Annotated in this window: 20 protein-coding genes and 1 tRNA gene; 8 read left to right on the forward strand and 13 right to left on the reverse strand. The window is 58.3% G+C overall.

The features are described 5' to 3' along the window. The first annotated feature begins 87 nt into the window (after positions 1-87). Both ACR0B8_RS13255 and ACR0B8_RS13260 read left to right on the forward strand, forming a co-directional pair. Positions 88-1,191 carry a Gfo/Idh/MocA family protein gene (locus ACR0B8_RS13255; RefSeq protein WP_226689377.1) on the forward strand — a complete coding sequence of 368 codons (1,104 nt, stop codon included), beginning with the start codon at positions 88-90 and terminating at the stop codon, positions 1,189-1,191. Positions 1,192-1,227: 36 nt separating this feature from the next. Continuing rightward, positions 1,228-2,361, forward strand: a complete 1,134-nt coding sequence (locus tag ACR0B8_RS13260; protein WP_226689378.1) for a Gfo/Idh/MocA family protein — start codon at positions 1,228-1,230, stop codon at positions 2,359-2,361. Here the strand turns inward: ACR0B8_RS13260 and ACR0B8_RS13265 are convergent, their stop codons facing one another. Together ACR0B8_RS13265 and ACR0B8_RS13270 are read right to left on the reverse strand one after the other, a co-directional pair. Beyond that, the gene (locus tag ACR0B8_RS13265) at positions 2,362-3,360 is read right to left on the reverse strand and encodes a LacI family DNA-binding transcriptional regulator (protein ID WP_170350473.1); all 999 of its coding nucleotides are present in this window, start codon (positions 3,358-3,360) and stop codon (positions 2,362-2,364) included. It lies immediately after the preceding gene. A 145-nt stretch (positions 3,361-3,505) separates the two neighbouring features. Then, positions 3,506-3,581 (reverse strand) — tRNA-Val (locus ACR0B8_RS13270). Between the two features lie 217 nt (positions 3,582-3,798). On the opposite strand from ACR0B8_RS13270, the gene modA reads away from it, so the two are divergent. From modA to modC, 3 genes are read left to right on the forward strand one after another with little or no spacing between them, the layout of a single operon-like run. Continuing rightward, on the forward strand, positions 3,799-4,578 hold the full coding sequence (modA, locus tag ACR0B8_RS13275) for a molybdate ABC transporter substrate-binding protein (RefSeq protein ID WP_480658692.1): 780 nt from the start codon (positions 3,799-3,801) through the stop codon (positions 4,576-4,578). A gap of 3 nt (positions 4,579-4,581) precedes the next feature. Then, positions 4,582-5,274, forward strand: a complete 693-nt coding sequence (gene modB, locus ACR0B8_RS13280) for a molybdate ABC transporter permease subunit (RefSeq protein WP_170350469.1) — start codon at positions 4,582-4,584, stop codon at positions 5,272-5,274. Beyond that, the gene (gene modC, locus ACR0B8_RS13285) at positions 5,271-6,368 is read left to right on the forward strand and encodes a molybdenum ABC transporter ATP-binding protein (protein ID WP_480658694.1); all 1,098 of its coding nucleotides are present in this window, start codon (positions 5,271-5,273) and stop codon (positions 6,366-6,368) included. The genes modB and modC overlap by 4 nt, the downstream gene beginning before the upstream one ends. On the opposite strand, the gene ACR0B8_RS13290 is transcribed toward modC, so the two are convergent. Beyond that, complete coding sequence (locus ACR0B8_RS13290; protein WP_170361585.1) at positions 6,365-7,279, reverse strand: Hint domain-containing protein; 915 nt, start codon at positions 7,277-7,279, stop codon at positions 6,365-6,367. The two genes, modC and ACR0B8_RS13290, sit on opposite strands and share 4 nt — an antisense overlap. 1 nt (position 7,280) lies before the next feature. Next, positions 7,281-7,793: a toxin-activating lysine-acyltransferase gene (locus ACR0B8_RS13295; protein ID WP_480658696.1), complete on the reverse strand. Its 513-nt coding sequence runs from the start codon at positions 7,791-7,793 to the stop codon at positions 7,281-7,283. Positions 7,794-7,984: 191 nt separating this feature from the next. Here ACR0B8_RS13295 and ACR0B8_RS13300 point away from each other — a divergent pair, with 191 nt between their 5' ends. Next, complete coding sequence (locus ACR0B8_RS13300) at positions 7,985-8,398, forward strand: hypothetical protein (RefSeq protein WP_170551402.1); 414 nt, start codon at positions 7,985-7,987, stop codon at positions 8,396-8,398. 7 nt (positions 8,399-8,405) lie between these two features. Here ACR0B8_RS13300 and hemF read toward each other — a convergent pair whose 3' ends face one another. From hemF to clpS, 4 genes are read right to left on the reverse strand one after another with little or no spacing between them, the layout of a single operon-like run. Continuing rightward, entirely contained in the window at positions 8,406-9,290 is an 885-nt protein-coding gene (gene hemF / locus ACR0B8_RS13305) for an oxygen-dependent coproporphyrinogen oxidase (RefSeq protein ID WP_170361590.1), read from the reverse strand. A gap of 5 nt (positions 9,291-9,295) precedes the next feature. Beyond that, on the reverse strand, positions 9,296-10,096 hold the full coding sequence (locus ACR0B8_RS13310; RefSeq protein WP_170350457.1) for an SDR family NAD(P)-dependent oxidoreductase: 801 nt from the start codon (positions 10,094-10,096) through the stop codon (positions 9,296-9,298). A 37-nt stretch (positions 10,097-10,133) separates the two neighbouring features. Next, the gene (locus ACR0B8_RS13315; protein WP_170361591.1) at positions 10,134-11,099 is read right to left on the reverse strand and encodes a class I SAM-dependent methyltransferase; all 966 of its coding nucleotides are present in this window, start codon (positions 11,097-11,099) and stop codon (positions 10,134-10,136) included. Between the two features lie 27 nt (positions 11,100-11,126). Next, positions 11,127-11,471, reverse strand: coding sequence for an ATP-dependent Clp protease adapter ClpS (clpS, locus tag ACR0B8_RS13320; RefSeq protein WP_170350453.1), 345 nt, complete (start codon positions 11,469-11,471; stop codon positions 11,127-11,129). Positions 11,472-11,564: 93 nt separating this feature from the next. Between clpS and ACR0B8_RS13325 the strand changes: the two genes are divergently transcribed. Beyond that, a complete protein-coding gene (locus tag ACR0B8_RS13325; protein WP_170361593.1) occupies positions 11,565-12,266 on the forward strand; it encodes an HAD family hydrolase in 702 nt (233 codons plus the stop codon). Between the two features lie 281 nt (positions 12,267-12,547). Continuing rightward, on the forward strand, positions 12,548-13,930 hold the full coding sequence (locus tag ACR0B8_RS13330) for a D-alanyl-D-alanine carboxypeptidase family protein (protein WP_170361595.1): 1,383 nt from the start codon (positions 12,548-12,550) through the stop codon (positions 13,928-13,930). A gap of 71 nt (positions 13,931-14,001) precedes the next feature. Here ACR0B8_RS13330 and ACR0B8_RS13335 read toward each other — a convergent pair whose 3' ends face one another. The 5 genes from ACR0B8_RS13335 to ACR0B8_RS13355 all read right to left on the reverse strand — a co-directional run. Continuing rightward, a complete protein-coding gene (locus tag ACR0B8_RS13335) occupies positions 14,002-15,249 on the reverse strand; it encodes a hypothetical protein (protein ID WP_226689380.1) in 1,248 nt (415 codons plus the stop codon). Between the two features lie 151 nt (positions 15,250-15,400). After that, positions 15,401-16,162, reverse strand: a complete 762-nt coding sequence (locus ACR0B8_RS13340) for a LamB/YcsF family protein (RefSeq protein WP_226689381.1) — start codon at positions 16,160-16,162, stop codon at positions 15,401-15,403. Positions 16,163-16,173: 11 nt separating this feature from the next. Further along, positions 16,174-17,172 carry a 5-oxoprolinase subunit C family protein gene (locus tag ACR0B8_RS13345; protein WP_480658699.1) on the reverse strand — a complete coding sequence of 333 codons (999 nt, stop codon included), beginning with the start codon at positions 17,170-17,172 and terminating at the stop codon, positions 16,174-16,176. Continuing rightward, positions 17,169-17,921, reverse strand: coding sequence for a 5-oxoprolinase subunit B family protein (locus ACR0B8_RS13350; protein ID WP_170361603.1), 753 nt, complete (start codon positions 17,919-17,921; stop codon positions 17,169-17,171). Before ACR0B8_RS13350 ends, ACR0B8_RS13345 begins: the two co-directional genes overlap by 4 nt. A gap of 293 nt (positions 17,922-18,214) precedes the next feature. Beyond that, the coding region (locus ACR0B8_RS13355; RefSeq protein WP_480658701.1) for a hypothetical protein at positions 18,215-18,398 on the reverse strand (184 nt) is incomplete at its 5' end.

Here is an 18,398-nt window from a genome sequence, read left to right on the forward strand (position 1 = left end):
CGGCAAAGTTTGGACCTTGCGTTGAATCGATTCACACGATACTCATTTTGCAACCGGTTGCAAATAGTATGTTCGGAGCCGTGATAGATGCCTGAAATCGGAATTGGAATTGTGGGTGGCGGCTATATGGGCAAGGCTCATTCCGTCGCGATGTCAGCAGTAGGTGCGGTGTTCAACACCGCGTTGCGTCCGCGTTTGGAAATGATCTGTGCCTCAAGCCCTGAAAGCGCCGAACGCTATCGGGTGGCCTATGGATTCAAGCGCGCGACTGGGGATTGGCAGGCGCTGGTCAATGACCCGGCGGTCGAGGCCGTGGTTATCGCCTCGCCTCAGGAAACCCACCGTCAGATTGCCGAGACGGCCTTTGCATTGGGCAAGCCGGTTCTGTGCGAAAAACCCCTTGGCGCGTCGATGGCTGATGGAGATGCCATGGTTGCCGCGGCCGAGGCGGCTGGTGTCACAAACATGGTCGGTTTCAACTACGTCCGCACGCCTGCCACTCAATTTGCACGGAAACTGATTGCCGACGGTGAATTGGGCGAGGTCACCTGGTTTCGGGGTGAACATACCGAGGATTTCTACGCCGACCCCGATGCCCCGGCCACGTGGCGCACAACGGGTATGGCCAACGGAACCATTGGCGATTTAGCGCCTCATATGGTCAATGGGGCGCTGGCCTTGATGGGGCCGATTGCCGAAGTGATGGCCGAGGTTGAAACCGTCCACGAAACCCGTCCCGGTGGCAAAGTCACCAATGACGACCATGCTCAGATCATGTGCCGGTTCGAAAATGGCGCGATGGGCAATATCTATGTCAGCCGCATCTCAACCGGGCGTAAAATGGGCTATGCGTATGAGATTTCGGGCACCAAAGGCGCGCTGCGTTTCGATCAGGAAGACCAAAACGCCCTGTGGTTCTATCGTCGCGAAGGCCCCGAGGCGCATCGCGGTTTCACAAAGATTCTGACCGGTCCTGCACATCCGGATTACGAACCCTTCTGTCAGGGCCCAGGCCATGGCACTGGATATCAGGATCAGATTATCATTGAGGCCAAGGATTTCCTTGAAGCCATTCATGCCGGCCAACCGATCTGGCCGACCTTCCGAGACGGGCATGAGGTCAACCGGGTGCTGGCTGCAGCGCTGGCCTCGTCCGAGCGGCGGCAATGGCAAAACATAAGCGATTTCTGATCGCGCAACCGTAAAACCTGAAGAGAGATAAGAACCATGGCAAAGCTGAGATGGGGCATGATCGGTGGTGGCGAAGGCAGCCAGATTGGGCCTGCGCACCGTTTGGGAGCGCTGGCGGACGGGATGTTCGAACTCGCCGCGGGCGCGCTGGATCACCGCCCCGATGTGGGTCGGGAATATGCGCAACGGCTGGGTGTTGCTGCGGACCGCGCCTATGGCGATTGGCAGGAAATGCTGGCGGGTGAAAAAGGGCGCGAGGACCGGATTGATCTGGTGACAATTGCCACGCCAAACTCAACCCATTTCGAGATTGCCAAGGCGTTTCTTGAAGCCGGATTCAATGTGCTGTGCGAAAAGCCGATGACCATGACCGTGGAAGAGGGCGAAGAGATTGTCCGCGTGGCCGAGGCTTCGGGCAAGATCTGTGCAGTGAATTATTGCTATTCCGCCTATCCGATGGTGCGGCAGGCCCGTGCAATGGTGCGGGCTGGCGACATTGGGAAAGTGCGCTTGGTGGTGACTAATTTTAGCCATGGCCACCACGGCGACGCCACCGACGCCGACAACCCGCGCGTCCGTTGGCGGTATGATCCGGCCATGGCGGGTGTGTCCGGCCAATTCGCTGATTGCGGTATCCACGCGCTGCATATGGCCAGTTTCATCTGCGATGATGAGGTCAAAACACTGTCCGCCGATATGGCCTCGACCATCCCAAGCCGGGAACTGGAGGACGATGCCATGGTGAATTTCCGAATGGAGGGCGGCACAGTCGGCCGCCTGTGGACCTCATCCGTGGCAATCGGGCGGCAGCACGGGTTCGACATTCAGGTGTTTGGCGAAATCGGGGGAGTGCGATGGCACTCGGAACAGCCCAACCAGCTGATTTATACACCCGTGGGGGGGCGTACTCAGATCATTGAAAAGGGTGAGGGTGGATTGCATGATGAGGTGCAGCGCCTGTCCCGCGTGGCGATTGCGCATCCCGAAGGGTTCCCCCTGGCCGTCGCCAATATCTATTGCGATCTGGCCGATGCGATCCGCGGAGAAACCCGTGACGGCCTGCCCGGCGCTTCAGACGGCGTCCGCTCGATTGCTGCCGTCCACGCGGCAGTCGCATCAGGCAAAGAAGACGGCGCGTGGAAAGATGCGCGCCCGCCGATGTTCCGATAATCAGGGGCGGGGCCGCAATGTGCCCCGCTCGATCACCCGGCAGGGGAAAATTCGCGCTTCGGGATAGCGTTTGGGATCTTTCAGCATCTCTTCAACCAGATCGACGGACGAGGTGATGATCTGCTTGATCGGCTGATGAATGGTGGTCAGGTCAATGTTCTCCCAACGCGACATTTCCATGTCGTTCAGGCCAATGATGCCGATATCTTCGCCGGGTTTCAGCCCGTGGTCGCGCAAGGCGGACAGCGCCCCAACCGACAGAATGTCGTCACCGCAAAAATACCCATCAGCCGGGGCACCTGCCAGCAGTCGCAACATCTCGGCACGTCCAGCCTCGAACGAATAGGCTCCCGCGAATGAGTGGGACACATCAAGTTCGGGGTGCTTTTCGACCTCTTCCATAAAGCCGCGATATCGGTCCATGGCCGAGGTCGCATCTTTTGGCCCCCCCAGATACCCCACGCGCCGATACCCGCGCGCCAGCAATTCCCGCGCCGCCATGCGCCCGCATTCGACGTTGTCGATTCCGACCACATGCACTTCGGGCGACGTGGCTGAGCGGCCAAACGTATGCACCACCGGCACGCCAGCATCATGGAACGCCTTGGCAAAACTGGGCGGCAGGGTCGATGAGGCGACGATGGCGGCATCCACAGAATACTGCCGCAGCATCCGCACCGAATTGGCCGGTTCAGTCTCGTCCGTCAGGTTGACGATCAGGGGTCGTAGCCCGCGCTCCTGCAGGGCGCGGGTGAACTGGTCGAAAACCTCAAGGAAGATCGGGTTGTGAAAGTTGTTGGAAATTAGCCCGATTAGCTTGGTCCGCCCGGTTGTCAGCGACGACGCCAGCGCATTGGGGCTGTAGCCCAACTCTTTGGCGGCTTTTTCAACCTTGCTGCGGGTCTTTGCCGAAACCGAGGCACCTTCGGTAAAGGTCCGCGACACGGCCGAGCGTGACACACCCGCTAGGGCAGCAACATCTTTCAAGGTGACACTCATGACTGGCACCCACGGTTAGGGGGGAAGCTGATCAGCAATTTCATGAAACAGATAGTATGCGCCAACAGCTATATTTTGCAATCGGTTGCAAGGCCGAGAGTCAAATAACACCGAGTCCGTGGTATTTGTGGAAGCAGAGGGAGAATGGTGGGTGATGAGAGACTCGAACTCCCGACATCTTCGGTGTAAACGAAGCGCTCTACCAACTGAGCTAATCACCCGTGACGCTGCATGTAGCCAAGCCTGCGCGCGGGTGCAAGAGGGTCCGGCACAATTTCTTTACCTCAATACCGGATAATCCGCCCCAGTGTATCGCAGGCCCCGGTAGTCTTGTTCATTTTCCGCAGGCTGGCCCTGATCGTATGGGAAAGACGCTTGCGTGCCCCCGGTTGCCTCAGATATCTCCGAAGGGACGCAACCTTCCTGACGCGAGAGCATATGATCCTGTCCCTTGCCCGCCGATGCGCAATCGCGGCCCTGGTGCTTGGCACTGTAACGCTGGCACCGCTCCGGGTCAGCGCGGCAGAAGTTTTGGTGTTTGCGGCTGCCAGTCTGAAAACCGCGTTGGATGAGATCGCACCGATATTCGAGCAGCAAACAGGGCATCAGGTGACGGTGTCCTATGCGGCCTCGTCAGTGTTGGCGCGGCAGATTCAGTTGGGCGCGCCCGCAGATGTGTTCATTTTCGCCAATGTGGATTGGATGGATGTTCTGCAGGATCAGGGATTGATCGACGTGGCCTCGCGCGTGGATCTGCTGGGCAATGGGCTGGTTCTGATCGGTGGGTCGGATCAGGCGCAGATCGGGCATATTCAGGCGGACACCGATTTGATTGCAAGGCTGGGCAGCGGGCATCTGGCCATGGCGCTGGTCGATGCGGTGCCTGCGGGTATCTACGGCAAGGCGGCCCTGCAAAACCTGGGGCTGTGGGAGGGCGTGCAACCTCGGATCGCCCAGACTGACAACGTGCGCGCGGCGCTCGCGCTGGTCGCGGCAGGGGCGGCGCCACTGGGGATCGTTTACCAATCCGATGCGCAGGTTGAAGATCGGGTGAAGGTCGTGGCCTCGTTCCCGTCAGAGCTTCACCCGCCGATCATTTACCCCGCTGCCGTAAACACTTCGGCGCGGCCTGAGGCACGGGCGTTTCTGGACCACCTGCAATCGGATACGTCCCAAACCATCTTTGCAGAACAGGGTTTTACCCTGCAGGGCAGTTGACACATGGGATGGTTGGGGCCCGCAGAAATTGAAGCGCTGAGATTGTCGCTGCGCGTTTCCTTCTGGGCGACGTTGGTGACATTGCCCTTTGGCATTTTCGTGGCTTATGCGCTGGCGCGCTGGCGGTTTCCCGGGCGTCAATTGCTGAATGGGTTGGTGCATCTGCCGCTGATCCTGCCGCCGGTTGTAACCGGGTATCTGCTGCTGCTGACATTCGGGATTCAGGGGCCGATGGGCAGGCTACTGGGGGAGTTCGGCATCGTGGTCGCCTTCCGCTGGACCGGAGCGGCGCTGGCGGCGGGGATTATGGCCTTTCCATTGATGGTGCGCGCTATTCGTCTGTCGATCGAGGCGGTAGACCCCAAGTTGGAACAGGCCGGAGCGACCTTGGGCGCGTCGCGGCCCTTTGTGTTTGCGACCGTGACCCTGCCAATGATCCTGCCCGGTGTGATCGCGGGCAGTATTCTCGCTTTCGCCAAGGCAATGGGCGAATTTGGCGCCACGATCACCTTTGTCTCAAACATTCCCGGCCAGACACAGACCTTGCCGTCAGCCGTCTATGCCTTCCTGCAGGTGCCCGGCGGTGAGGGGGCAGCGACCCGACTTGTTGTGATTTCAATCATCATTGCCATGGGCGCACTGCTACTGTCGGAATATATTGGTCGTCGCGCCGCCGCTCGGGTGTCCGGGTCATGAGGCTGTCTGTCCGCCTGCAGCATGACCTGCCCGATATCAAGCTGGACCTCAGCTTTGACGCGCCCTTGGGGGTGACGGTTCTGTTCGGGCGGTCGGGGTCGGGCAAGACCACCGTGGTCAATGCCGTGGCGGGACTTCTGCGGCCCAAAGCCGGGCGTGTTGCCGTTGATGGGTGGGAACTGTTTGATACCGAACAGGACCTCTGGTTACCGCCGCATCGTAGGCGATTGGGTTATATCTTTCAGGAAGGTCGCCTGTTCCCGCATCTGACAGTGCGCCAAAATCTGGCCTATGGTCGCTGGTTCGCACCAAAGCGCGCGCGCCGCGAGAACCCGGACAAGGTGATCGAAATGCTGGGCATTGGGCATCTGCTGGATCGCCGTCCAGCAGGTTTGTCGGGTGGAGAAAAGCAGCGAGTTGCCATTGGGCGTGCGCTATTGGCCAGCCCGCGCCTGATCCTTGCCGACGAGCCGCTGGCCGCGCTGGACGAGGCGCGCAAGGCTGAGATCCTGCCCTATTTCGAACGGCTGCGGGATGAGGTTTCAGTGCCCATTCTGTACGTCACCCATTCCGCGGCCGAGGTCGCACGGCTGGCCACCTCTGTCGTCGCTTTGCAGGATGGCAAAGTGGTGCGGCATGGCCCTGCCTCAGAAGTTATGGCTGACCCGTCCGTGGCTCCGGCCGGGGTTCGCGCTGTTGGCGCGGTGCTGAATGTGCGGGTTCAGGAACATCATGCGGATGGGTTGACCGAGCTGGAGGCCGGCGGTGCACACCTGTTCCTGCCACGTATCCCGCATCAAGTAGGGGAAGAACTTCGAATCCGTATTCCCGCGCAAGAGGTGATCCTGTCCAGCAAGCGGCCTGATGGATTGTCGGCGTTGAACATGTTGGAAGGGACGGTTGACACCATCCGCGCGGGCGGCGGGCCGGGCGCCATCGTCTCATTGCAAACGTCCGCAGGGCCGATCTTGGCGCGCGTGACCCGCCGTTCTGTCGTGGCTTTGGGGTTGGAACCGGGCAAGTCCTGTTTTGCGGTAATCAAGACCGTTGCCCTGGCTCCGCAGGATGTGGGCGGCAGGCTGACCCCGTCTTAAACCAGCGCGCGCGCTTCGAATTCACGCAGAACCAAACGGGCGGCGCGACCGAAGCCATTCCCATCAGGGGTCGCGGTATCGGGGAATATCGCCGCCAATTCCTGCAATGCCTCGGATGACAGCGTGTACAAGGATTCCTCACCCAGAAACAGGCTTTCAGCCGATGCGCCTTCGGCGGTCAGGATTTCATGTTCGTCCAGCAGAATGTGGAAATACTCGACGGCCACGTCAGAGGTTTCAATATCGATCCCTGGCCAGGAACACAGATGCTTGGCCGCGACCAGCGCCTCGGGCGTGCCGAACAGCAAATCGACCTTGGGACCGCGGATCAGAACGCGGTGCTGCTGCGACACCAGCAAATCCCGGCTGGGTGTATTTGGGCCAAGGCTGCCCGCGCTGATCCTGACAGGCCGCATGGCGGGATTTTCCCGTAATCGCTCGGGTGGCAGTACGCTGCTTTCGATCCATCGGATCGGTTGCGGGCCGTGATCTGCGGTCAGAACCTGATCTCCAACGGATAAGGCCTCGATTAGTTGCGCACCACCCGGGGTTTCGATCAGCGTGCCAGCGGTAAAACACACCCCTTCGATGGTGATCGTGATCTCTTGCTGCAGGTCGAAAGGGAAAGGCCCAAGAAAAGTGCCGAACTCACCGGTCACTTGAATGGTGAAGGTATCGGTGACGATTTGGTTGTCGTCCAGACTGTCAAAAAACGCCGGGTCAACTGTATAAGTCCATTCCCCTGTATTCGGGTCGACGCTGGCTGTTCCAAAAGCCGGAGGCGAAGAGATGACCCATGTTTCCGACAAAATGGGGACGTTGCTGTCCAGATCCAGATCGCCCATAGCCTGGTTCGGAGGGTTGCCGGTCACATCGCCGGTTATTTCACCCGTAATTGCTATCGAAACCATGTTACGTGCCCTCTGCTGCCAGAACCCGTGCGAATTCCTGCTTGCGGTACAGCTGCATATGAATCGCGCCCGTGTCATCACGCGTCCATTCCACGATCCGGTTTTGAGACATATCACTGTCCATGCGGTTCGTGCGAACCCTAGGATGGGGGATGCTCTTTTTCAGCATCTCTACAATTTGATTGGTCTGCCCGAACGGGGCGACAAGATCGACGATCCAGAACGACGACCCGCTGGTGAAATCGGCCTCGGTCAACGGAGTTTCCTGAATGGCGTATCGGTGTTCGGCCTCGGGGCTAAGGCCAGCGAATGTCACGAATCCGCGCGGAAAGCCATTTTGGCGAAAGATGTGATATTGGCCCAGCCGGAACGGCGTTTCAAAGGCATAAAGCACCTGCGCCAGACTGCGATCCCTATGCGGTGTTGTCAGCGACGCCAGATAGAACAGCGCGCCGAAATCCGCATATTTTTCGGGCGGAATGTCGAACCAGTCCTTTGGGAATGCCTTGCTCAACCCGTGCCTCGTGCAAATGACCGACGATCAGAGGTTACCCTCTAAAGTCCTGAAATGATACCATTTCGGTCACATAGGCGCGTTTCCGTTGCGGAATGGTGAGAATTGCGCCGCCTATCGTTAACTTTACTCATCGAGCCTAATCCCTATCATTTCAAGCAAAGCCGTATTTTGGTTAGAGGAGTTTTGCCATGCAATTATTCAAATTATTGAGCGTAAGCGTTCTGGTGTTGGTGCCAGCCCTGGCGCAAGCGACCGGGTTTGGGTTTAGGTATGGCTTCAATCCCGGCTTTCGCACGACAGTGACGCCATTGGACAATGGCAACTATCAAGTGGCCACGCATGGCACGTCAAAGGCAATTGCCTATTGGTGCGGTATCGGTGATTTCGCCATCCGCACCCTTGGCCTGCCGACAACGCAGCAGATTTATGTCTCGAGACCTTATGAAAAGCAAACACGGACGGTGGAGTTTTCGCTGACTAAGCCCGAAGGGGGCAGCACAAAAAAGAGTTATTCGATCAGCGTCAGCCGCGTGGGCGAAAGTATGTCGGCATCCGGGGCGCAAAGCCGTTGCTACGATAACTTTATGGATTTCGATTTCTGAGGGTAGATCAGACCCATTTGGCCATCGGTGGCAGGCTCATCAGCACAGCATCCGGATCGTGGCCGGTTTCCAGCCCGAACTTGGTGCCCCGGTCGTAAACCAGGTTGTATTCGGCATAGAGGCCCCGATGCACAAGCTGAGCGTTCTTGTCGGCATCGTTGAATCCTTGCACGCGGCGCTGTTCGACCAGGGGTAAAAAGGCCGGAAGAAAGGCACGGCCGATATCTTGTGTCAGCGCAAAATCCGCAGCCCAATCGCCGGTGCAGTAATCATCCATGAAGATACCGCCAACCCCGCGGGCGCGTTTGCGGTGCGGGATATAGAAATATTCGTCCGCCCATTCTTTCAGGCGTGGGTAATGACCTGGCCCGTGCGGGTCCAGATGCGCCTTTTGCGTGGCGTGGAAATGGGCCGTGTCCTTGTCATATTCAATGCAAGGGTTCAGGTCGGACCCACCGCCGAACCACCATGCATGTGGGGTCCAGAACATGCGAGTGTTCATATGCACCGCCGGAACATGCGGATTTTGCATATGCGCGACCAGCGAAATGCCCGAGGCCCAAAAGCGCGGGTCTTCGGTCATGCCCGGAATGCCTTTGCGCGCTGCCATCGCCTGCTGCGCGCGCGCGCCAAGTGTCCCGTAGACGGTTGAGATATTGACGCCGACCTTTTCGAACACGCGGCCACCGCGCATCACCGACATCAATCCGCCGCCCGCATCCGTGCCATCTTCGGACTGGCGCGTGGTTTCCTTGATTTCGAACCGTCCAGGTCTGGCGTCCGAAAACGGCCCGGTGTCGTGGCTGTCTTCAAGAGCCTCAAAGGCGGTGACGATTTGGTCCCGCAATTGGCGGAACCATGCAGAAGCGGTGGATTTTTCGGTGTCGAACATATGTGTCAGTGCGCTGGGGCTGCAACGGGGTCCAGCAGGGTGCGGCCGCCGTCAATGGTTAGAATTTGTCCGGTGATGAAACCTGCGGCGTCCGAGGCCAGAAACTGTGCTGTTTCGGTCAGTTCGGTCGGCGCAGCAATGCGGGCCAGCGGAGTGTGTTTTTCTATATCGTCCCGAAAGTCGCGGTTCTCTTTCAGGGTGGAGCGCAATGAGGCGCTCATCACGGATCCCAATGCGATGGAATTTACCCGAATACGGTTGGGGGCCAGCGCGACAGCCAAGGATCGGGTCATCTGATCCAGCGCGGCGGTCGAGACGGAATAGGCCATCAGGTCAGGGTGGGTTCGTCGCGCTGCAATCGAAGACAGGTTGATGATCGAGCCTGCAATGTTTTCCTCGTCATCTCCGGCTTGTTTGATCATGCGTTTGGCGACCAGCTGGCTTAACCGCAGGGCGGGCATTAGGTTCTGATTCAGAAGGGTGCGGACTGAATCGTCTTCAGCATCCAGCGGATCAGAAGGGATCACCTGACGGGCGCCGTTGATCAGGATATCCACCTGATCGAAGGCGTCGATTGTGGCCGACAGCAGGTTGGCAATTGTCAGCTTTTCCCGCAGGTCGCCAGCAAAGAAACGGATATTGCTGTCATCGGCCTGCTCGCCCAGTTCTTCGGCCAGCCGCTTTTCGTCCATGTCGGCGAACATCACATTGGCCCCGGCATCGGCAAAGTGGCGCCCGATGGCCAGGCCGACTCCGTTGGCGCCGCCGGTCACGATTGCGGTTTTGCCTGCTATGGAAAAGGACATGCGCTTCCTCCTGAATTGCGGCGCAGGTTAACTGGGATCACCGCCGAGGGCGAGAGGCATGGAACACCTTGAACCGATTGTCGCCGGTCACTTCTTCGACATGCGCAAATGTGTCGGTCAATGTAGGCTCATAGGGTAGGTGGCGGTTGGCCACCATCCACAATGTGCCATTGCGGGTCAGGTTCTTTGCCGCGGATGTGATAAAGCCTTGCCCCAGCGCCGGATCGGCGTTGCGCGTGGTGTGGAACGGTGGGTTCATCACCACGGTGTCGATGGGTTCGGGCGAGCGCCATGTCACCGCATCGGCCCAGTGAAACTGAGCGCGGGGATCAGTCACATTGGTGCGGGCACAGGTCAGCGCAATATGGTCGGCCTCGACCAGGTGCAAGCATTTCAGGCCCGGCGCCTGCAGCAGCCCGGCCGAAAGATACCCCCAACCGGCCCCCAGATCGGCGACCCGAGCGCCCAGCCTGTCCGGCAGCGCGGCCCGCAACAGGGCCGAGGCCGGATCAATGCCGTCGGCCGAGAACACGCCTGGCGCGGTTTGAAAACAGTCCGCGGTCTGATGCGCGGGCGCGGCCCAATCCGCAAAAGCATGCGGATCGGACTGGAACCAGAAGATCTTGCCATGCGCCTTTGAAATCGGCCCCTCAACCGCGACCCGCTTGCGGATGTCCTTCAATAAACTGTCCACACCGTCGGTCTTGGCGCCGTCAACGACAATCACGCCATTCGCGCGGGTGCAGGCCTGCTGCACCATCGACCGGGCCAATGCCTTGGCGCGTGGCAGGATTACGATGGCGTCCTGACAGGGATCTTGCGCCACAGGTACAACCGCGAAGCCCAGTTGGGTGAAATGGTCGTGAAAGGGTTTAAACGGCTGCACCACTTGCGTTTCACGCGGCAAATCAGACAGGTCACTGGCCGATGTTGGCCCCAGTACAGTCAGTGGTTGCGACAAGGTCAGACCGCTTTGCAGCGCAATATCAAGGCGAGGGGACATAAGCGATTCCGTAAGACCGGTCTGGTCTTACTCTTCCCGTTCCATGGTGCATTGCAAGGGGTGCTGGTGCCTGCGGGCGAAATCCATGACCTGGCCCACTTTGGTCTCGGCGATCTCGTGGCTGAACACGCCAACGACGGCCACGCCTTTTTTATGCACCGTCAGCATGATCTCGAACGCCTGCGCGTGGGTCATGCCAAAGAACCGTTCCAGTACATGCACAACGAATTCCATCGGCGTGTAATCGTCATTCAGCAGCAGAACCTTATACAGCGGCGGACGCTTGGTCTTGGTGCGCGTCTGTACCAGGACAGACGCGTCGGCATCGTCGTCGTCCGACTTGTCAGACATCATCCATTGGTGTTCAAGCATCGCGTTCTACTGTCCGATTCAGGCTTCGGTTTGTCTTTGCGCTTATATAACGTCGAACCAGCCAGAGAAAAGAGCCAGCAGGACGTAATAGCCATGGGCCAAAATCTTACCACAATCGGCTTCGATGCGGATGATACATTGTGGCACAATGAGCGGTTTTTTCAGCTGACGCAGGCTTATTTCGCCGATCTTCTGGCGGATCACGCCGAAAGGGATCACCTGATGGAGCGTCTGCTGGCCGCAGAAAAACGCAATATCCGGCACTATGGATATGGAATCAAAGGCTTCACCCTATCGATGATCGAAACTGCGATTGAGGTGACGGATGACCGGGTTCCCGCCTCGGTCATTCGGCAATTGATAGAAGCCGGGCAAGAAATGCTGGCCCATCCGATCGAGCTGTTGCCCCATGCACGCGCGGCGATTGAAAGCGTGGCGGCGACTCATCAGGTGGTGCTGATCACCAAGGGCGATCTGATTGATCAAGAGAGGAAACTGGCCCAGTCGGGGTTGGGTGAGCTATTCGACGGGGTCGAGATTGTGTCCGAGAAAACGCCCCAGACCTATCGGCTCATCTTTGGCCAATACGGTGACGGGCCTGCATCGGCGATGATGGTTGGCAATTCGATGCGCTCGGACGTGGTGGCCCCGATACAGGCCGGGTGCTGGGGCGTGTATGTGCCGCACGGTCTGGTTTGGGAAATCGAACAGGCCGAAACCCCGGCGGATAACCCGCGATACCGCGAGCTTCAGGATTTGGGTCAGCTTGCCAATCTTGTTCAGCGACTCAGCTGATGTGGCCGAATGGTCTCAGTCCTGAAAAATCGACGCCCAGCGTCGGCAAATTCTGGTCATATTCATGGATTTGGTGGTGACAAAGGTGCGCATGACCACATGTGGTGTGTCCGTGGCAAGCTCAAGAAACCGCGAATTCACGAGCTTTTTGTTTCTTTCACTTGGTCTCTGTGTTAGCCTGATCAATAATAAAATAATTATTTAGCCGACCGGGAAAACCCGGCGGCCCGAGGTAGACAGAGGCAAAGATCGTGCAGGTTCGGCGGACAGTTCCGGCCCGAATGGGCTTATTCCTTATAGCATTCTTGTGGCTGCTCTCCTTTGCGCCGTTGCAAGGGGTGGCTGCTCCTTATGCGGCGATGGTGATCGATGCACGCACCGGCGAGGTGCTGCATTCGCGTAATGCCGACACACGGCTGCATCCGGCTTCGCTGACAAAGATGATGACGCTATATATTGCGTTCGAAGCGGTGCGGAACGGTGAGATCGATCTGGATACCCAGGTGCGCATCACCAAAAAGGCCGCGTCCGAGCCGCCGTCAAAGCTGGGCTTGCGGTCCGGTCAGCGAATTGCATTCCGCTATCTGATCCGTGCCGCGGCGGTGAAATCGGCGAACGACGCTGCTACCGCCATCGGTATTGCGATCAGCGGGTCCGAGGCCGCCTTTGCCCGCCGCATGACCCGTACTGCCAAGGCGATGGGCATGAGCCGCACAACCTTCAAGAACGCGCATGGTTTGACGGAATCAGGCCACCTGTCGACCGCGCGCGATATGACCACTTTGGGCCGTCATCTGCTGTATGATTACCCGCAATACTACAATCTGTTCTCGCGCCAATCGACACATGCGGGGATCAAGACCGTTCCCAACACCAACCGCCGCCTGCTGGCCGCCTATAAGGGCGCTGATGGGATCAAGACAGGCTACACCCGGGCTGCGGGCTTCAATCTTGTGGCCTCGGCCAAGCGCAAAGATGAACGTATCATCGCCACCGTCTTTGGCGGCAAGTCGGGCGCATCGCGCAACGCCAAAGTGGCCGAGCTGTTGGACATGGGCTTCCGCCGCGCCCCGTCTCGGGCACCGATCCGTAAACCGGCGCGCCCGGCCTATGCCGGGAATGCCGGATTGGGCGCGACGGTTGCAGCTCTGACCGGTGCACCAAATTCCAGTCTCCGTCCGGTACTGCGTCCAACGGCAGGGTCTGCAGTACAGGTTGCGGGCACGGTTGCTGCGACAGCGGCCAAGAACGGCGCGCGTATTCAGGACGGTATTGCAGCCGCCATGGCCGCTGCGGATATCCAAACCCCAACCGGCGACACAGCGCGCCCCGCTGTGCGTCCGGATGATCTGGTTCTGGCGTCGGCCGATCCGGCCGTGCAGCCGGAACCCGAACCGGAAATTGTCACCCGCCTTTCCACGTCCGGCGGGCATCTGTGGGGCGTCAACGTGGGCCGCTATACCACCCGATACGAGGCGGAAAAGGTTTTGCTGAAAACTGCCCTGTCGGAAATGACCACTCTGGAAGGCACGCTGCGCAAGGTGAACCAAAGCTCGCGCGGCTTTGACGCGACATTCCAGGGCATGACCCGCGAACAGGCCGATTTGGCCTGCCGCAGGCTTCAGGCCCGGAATGTCACCTGTTTCATGATCGGGCCGTCATAAGATCCGACATATACTCTCCTGAATGGATCTGGGCTGCGAGGAAACTCGCAGCCCTTTTTTGTCAGGGCGTTTTAGTCGAACACGTGGCCATGCTGGTATTGTTCGTCCTGCCCGGCGGCGGCTGTCAGGGCCGCCACGTTGTCCTTGGTGAAGAACCCGTCATAGTGGTGGCAGCGTTCGATATATTCCGTGATCAGCAGCGTATTCTTCGAGTGTTTCGAGAAAATCTGCTTGAGGTTCGGATCGTCTTTGCATTCACCCACCACATGGGCCAGAAACGGCACGCCTTTATCCTTGAGCGTATTAACCACGAAATCGACGTTTTTCTCACCGGCGTTGTGATCACCGTCCTGAATTTCGATGGCCATGTGATGCAGGCGACGGCCAAAATTTCGGACGAAATCCTCGGTCGGCATCGGCAGTTGCTCGAATGAATTGATGAAGGACGGGGTGTTGTTGGCTGTGAAGACCTTGGCAGGCGATTTCTTGTCATCATCCACATTCGGGTTTCGGTTCACGTTGGTCGACGAGTTCATGTCAAAGATGTTGTACGCACCCCAGAAGTAATAGGGCACCATGGTCAGAAACTCGAGGATCGCGTCTTCACGCTCACCAGCCAGAATACGTGTGGCAAGGTGGTCGACCCCCAGCATCAAGGGTGAGATTTTGCTGTCTGCGCCAAAAGCGGCAGCCTGATCCAATTGCGCCTGCTCGGCGTCGCTCAGCAACACGCGGTCACCCAGACCCAGGCTGTCGGGGTCATTGAAATCCAGCGTGGAATAACCGACCCGGTTGCAAGTGAAATCCGACGGGGTGGTGAACCGGAACCCATCCAGCGTGTAGAACGGGTTTTCGGTATCGCCTTCATATTCAAATCGGATATTTTGATCCTCAAGCGTCTTGCTAAGGGTATTCAAGTCTGTCACGCCGTAAATCTCTCCGATGTAACGTGTTTGCGGAGTGCCGCGCGCCAGCGGATACATGCGATTGATGCGGGGAATGAAATCCTCAAAGCTGGGGCTGAGCGGCGCCATCACGATCAACGCCGGGTAGTCGGTGTGTGAATGCAGAACCGAAAACTTATGCGTCTGCCCCAGATAGCTGGCCGTGTGGCGATATGGGGTCATCACATACAATTCGATCAGCGTATCGAACAGCGCTGCGGTTTCCACTTGCTGGACAATCGCCCGCATCGGCCCGACCTGATCGGCAACACCAGAGCTGCTACGCCGCTCATAAATTTTGGGTAGATACTCGCCGAAGAAGTCCGAGTTCTTCTTGTCCCCGCGCGGTTCATAAGATATCAAATCGAAAGACATAAATTTCCCTCCTTGCGTGGGCCCAGGGAGTTCTGGGTCCGGCGTTGCCTGGATTTCCAATAATCAGAACATGCACTTGCAGGCATGCTAGGGTCAGAAATCCAACTGGGCAACACTAAGAAGGTGGGGAGCAGACCTTACGCCCGGATGACTATCGGGTGAATTTTGTCACCTCGACGCCACCTGCGGTAAGGTTTTCGCGAACGGACCGGGCGATCTGCACCGCGGTCGGCCCATCCCCATGCAGGCAGATCGTGTCGATTGAGGTTTCCAACCGCTTGCCGGTTTCAGTGATGATTGCACCTTTGCGGACCATGTTCAGCATGCGTGGTCCTGCCAATTCGGGGTCGTGGATGACCGCGCCGGGCAGGCTGCGATCAACAAGCGTACCGTCATCGTTATAGGCGCGGTCGGCAAAAACCTCTCCCACCCATTTGCAACCCAATTCGCGCACGGCTTCTTCCTGTTTGGTAACAGCCAGCACCATGACAATAATGTCCGGGTCCACGTCCAGCGCGCCCTGATAACAAGCTCGTGCCATGTCAATATCGACCGAACACATATTGGCCAAAGCGCCGTGCAGCTTCAGATGCCGGACCTTCGTACCAACCGCCTTGGCCATGCCTATCGCCGCGCCAAGTTGAAAACGGACCAGGTTGCGCAGAGTTTCGTGTGGCACCTTCATATTGCGGCGGCCAAATCCCTGCAGATCGGGAAAGCCGGGATGCGCGCCGATGCCGACATCGTTCTGGGCAGCCGACGTCATCGTTTTCGCCATGACATCGGGATCGCCCGCATGAAAACCACACGCGATATTGGCCGAGGTGATGATCTTCAGCAGGCTTTCATCATCGCCCATATTCCAAGGGCCAAAGCTTTCCCCCATATCGGCATTCAAATCGACGCTGGGCATCGGCAAACTCCTTATTCGGTGCCAGAGATCATTCCGCTGATCAATTGATAGGATAACAGGTCGGGGATGTCGTGCGGATCGCGGACCAAGGGCTCGACCCGCGTGCGCAATCGCGACAGATCGGACAGGTAAGTGGCGTGCAGGGCGACGGCCTCGTCCATGGACACAAATGTAAACTTTATCTGCCCGCCGGCCGGGGTTTGCGCCGCCCGGGGCAGATCGCAGGGCAGGACAGTGGCGATACGAGGGTAACCACCGGTCGTCTGGCACTCGGGCAGCAGAATAAAGGGGTTTCCGGTGCCGGTCATCTGGATGTCGCCCGGGGTGATCACATCTGACAGAATGTTCAATTGACCCTTTGCGGCAAAGCCTTCGCCATCGTTTTCCAATTGCATGCCCATTCGGTTGGCCCGCGCACCGCGCCGAAACGCGGTTTTGGTAAAACGGTCCAGCGTTTCTGGATCGAACAGGGGGGTCTGGAAGCTTGCCAACACGCGCAGGGTGCCCCCGGAAAATCGGCCATCGGGGCGCAGTTTCATACCGGTGTTGCCTGAATAGGGACCGACGGGCAGTCGGTCGCCGGCCTGCACGGCACGCCCGACATTCGCTGTCAGGTGGGCGGAACGTGAACCCAGAAACAGCGGTACTTCAAATCCGCCACCAACATGCAAATATCCATAGTTGCCCTGATTGGCGGCGCCGATCGTAAGCTTCTGACCCGCCTCCATTGAGAAAGAGGCATTCCAGACAATCGGGACGCCATCGATACTGGCCTGCATTGGCGCGCCGGTCAGGGCGATGCTGACCGGTTGCGTGGCCTCGAACGTGCCGCCCATTCCCGCCATTTCCAGGGCTGCGCAGTCCGGGCTTTGACCCAGCAGCGCGGCACCCTCATGCAACGCGAGTTGGTCTGCCGCCCCTGACCGTGAAAGTCCCTGATTCAGATATCCCGAACGCCCCTGATCCTGAATGGTGCAGGTCGGGCCAATCTGATGTACCAGCAGGCTCATGCCGGGATCTCCTCTCGGGTCGCCCCGCCTAGACCATCATTGGTTTCGCGTATCTGTTCCAGTTCTGCGCGTGAGACCGGCAGAAATTGCATCTCGTCGCCGGGGCGCAGGACAAAGCTCTGTTCGGCTTCGGGACGGAAACAGCGAAAAGCGGTTTGGCCGACATGTCTCCATCCTGTCGGGTTGGGTCTGGAAAACAGCACAAGTTGCGATATCGCCAGGATCAGCGCTCCTTCCGGCACCATAGGAGTGAGCTTCTTGAGGCGTGGAATGTTGAACTCTGGCCCTAGCGGTCCAAGATATGGCAGGCCAGGTGCAAAGCCGATGGTCAGAACGCGAACACGGGTTTGACTCAGGCGTCGTATGGCTTCGGTTGGTGTCAGCCCAGCTGCCGCTGCGGTTTCGTCCAATTGCGGTGCTAATTCACCTCCGTACACAGTGGGTACCTGCCACAAGCGGCGACCTGCAGGAAGCGGTGCCCGATACCAGTCTTGTTGATGCAGCATCTCTTCGATCCGCTCGTGGATTTCCGTGTGCGGCAGGGCAAGGGGATCGAACCGAACATAGGCCGAGGCCAGAGACGCCGATGTCTCAATCACACCTTCACATCCAAGAAGGTCGACCGCATTGCGAAATGCAAGCGCCGCCCGGTTCGAGGATTCAGCCATCGTGTCGGCAAACGAGACCAATAGACCGTCCTGACCAACCGTCCGTATGCAAGGAAAGGGATGCGCGTGTGTAGCTGTCATATTGCTGTGCGTTTGGCTGTCTCTTTCCGGCGAGGTGACAGTATCCGAGGATAATGCGCAAGACCCGGCGCGCGCGTTGTGCCTTTTTCAGTGCCCTGTTTGGTGGCGAGTCGGGGGAAACGGGCTTAAAATTGACTCGGATCAGATGATGCGACTCGGTTGGGTCTTGTGGATGTCGGCTGGGAAATCACTATATATAGGGTATGCGGGTGGTTGACCGACTGCTTTTGGTGGGGCAACTGCGTGTGCCTACTGCTTGAGTGGTGCATGTGGCTTAGTTGAGTGTATCTCAATCATTTGAAAAATAATTGAAAAATATCAATTCGCAAAAAAAACGCGCAAGATGCAATTTTCCACTTGCGGGTTGTTTGGGTAAACCTTAGAACCCCCTTCACCGGCGCTGCTGAGGCGGTGTTGGGACGCTGGAGACGGCGGAGACGCTCAGGAGAGACTGGGGGCATCTTGAGGGATTTGTTA

This window comes from Ruegeria sp. BH6, assembly GCF_056538105.1.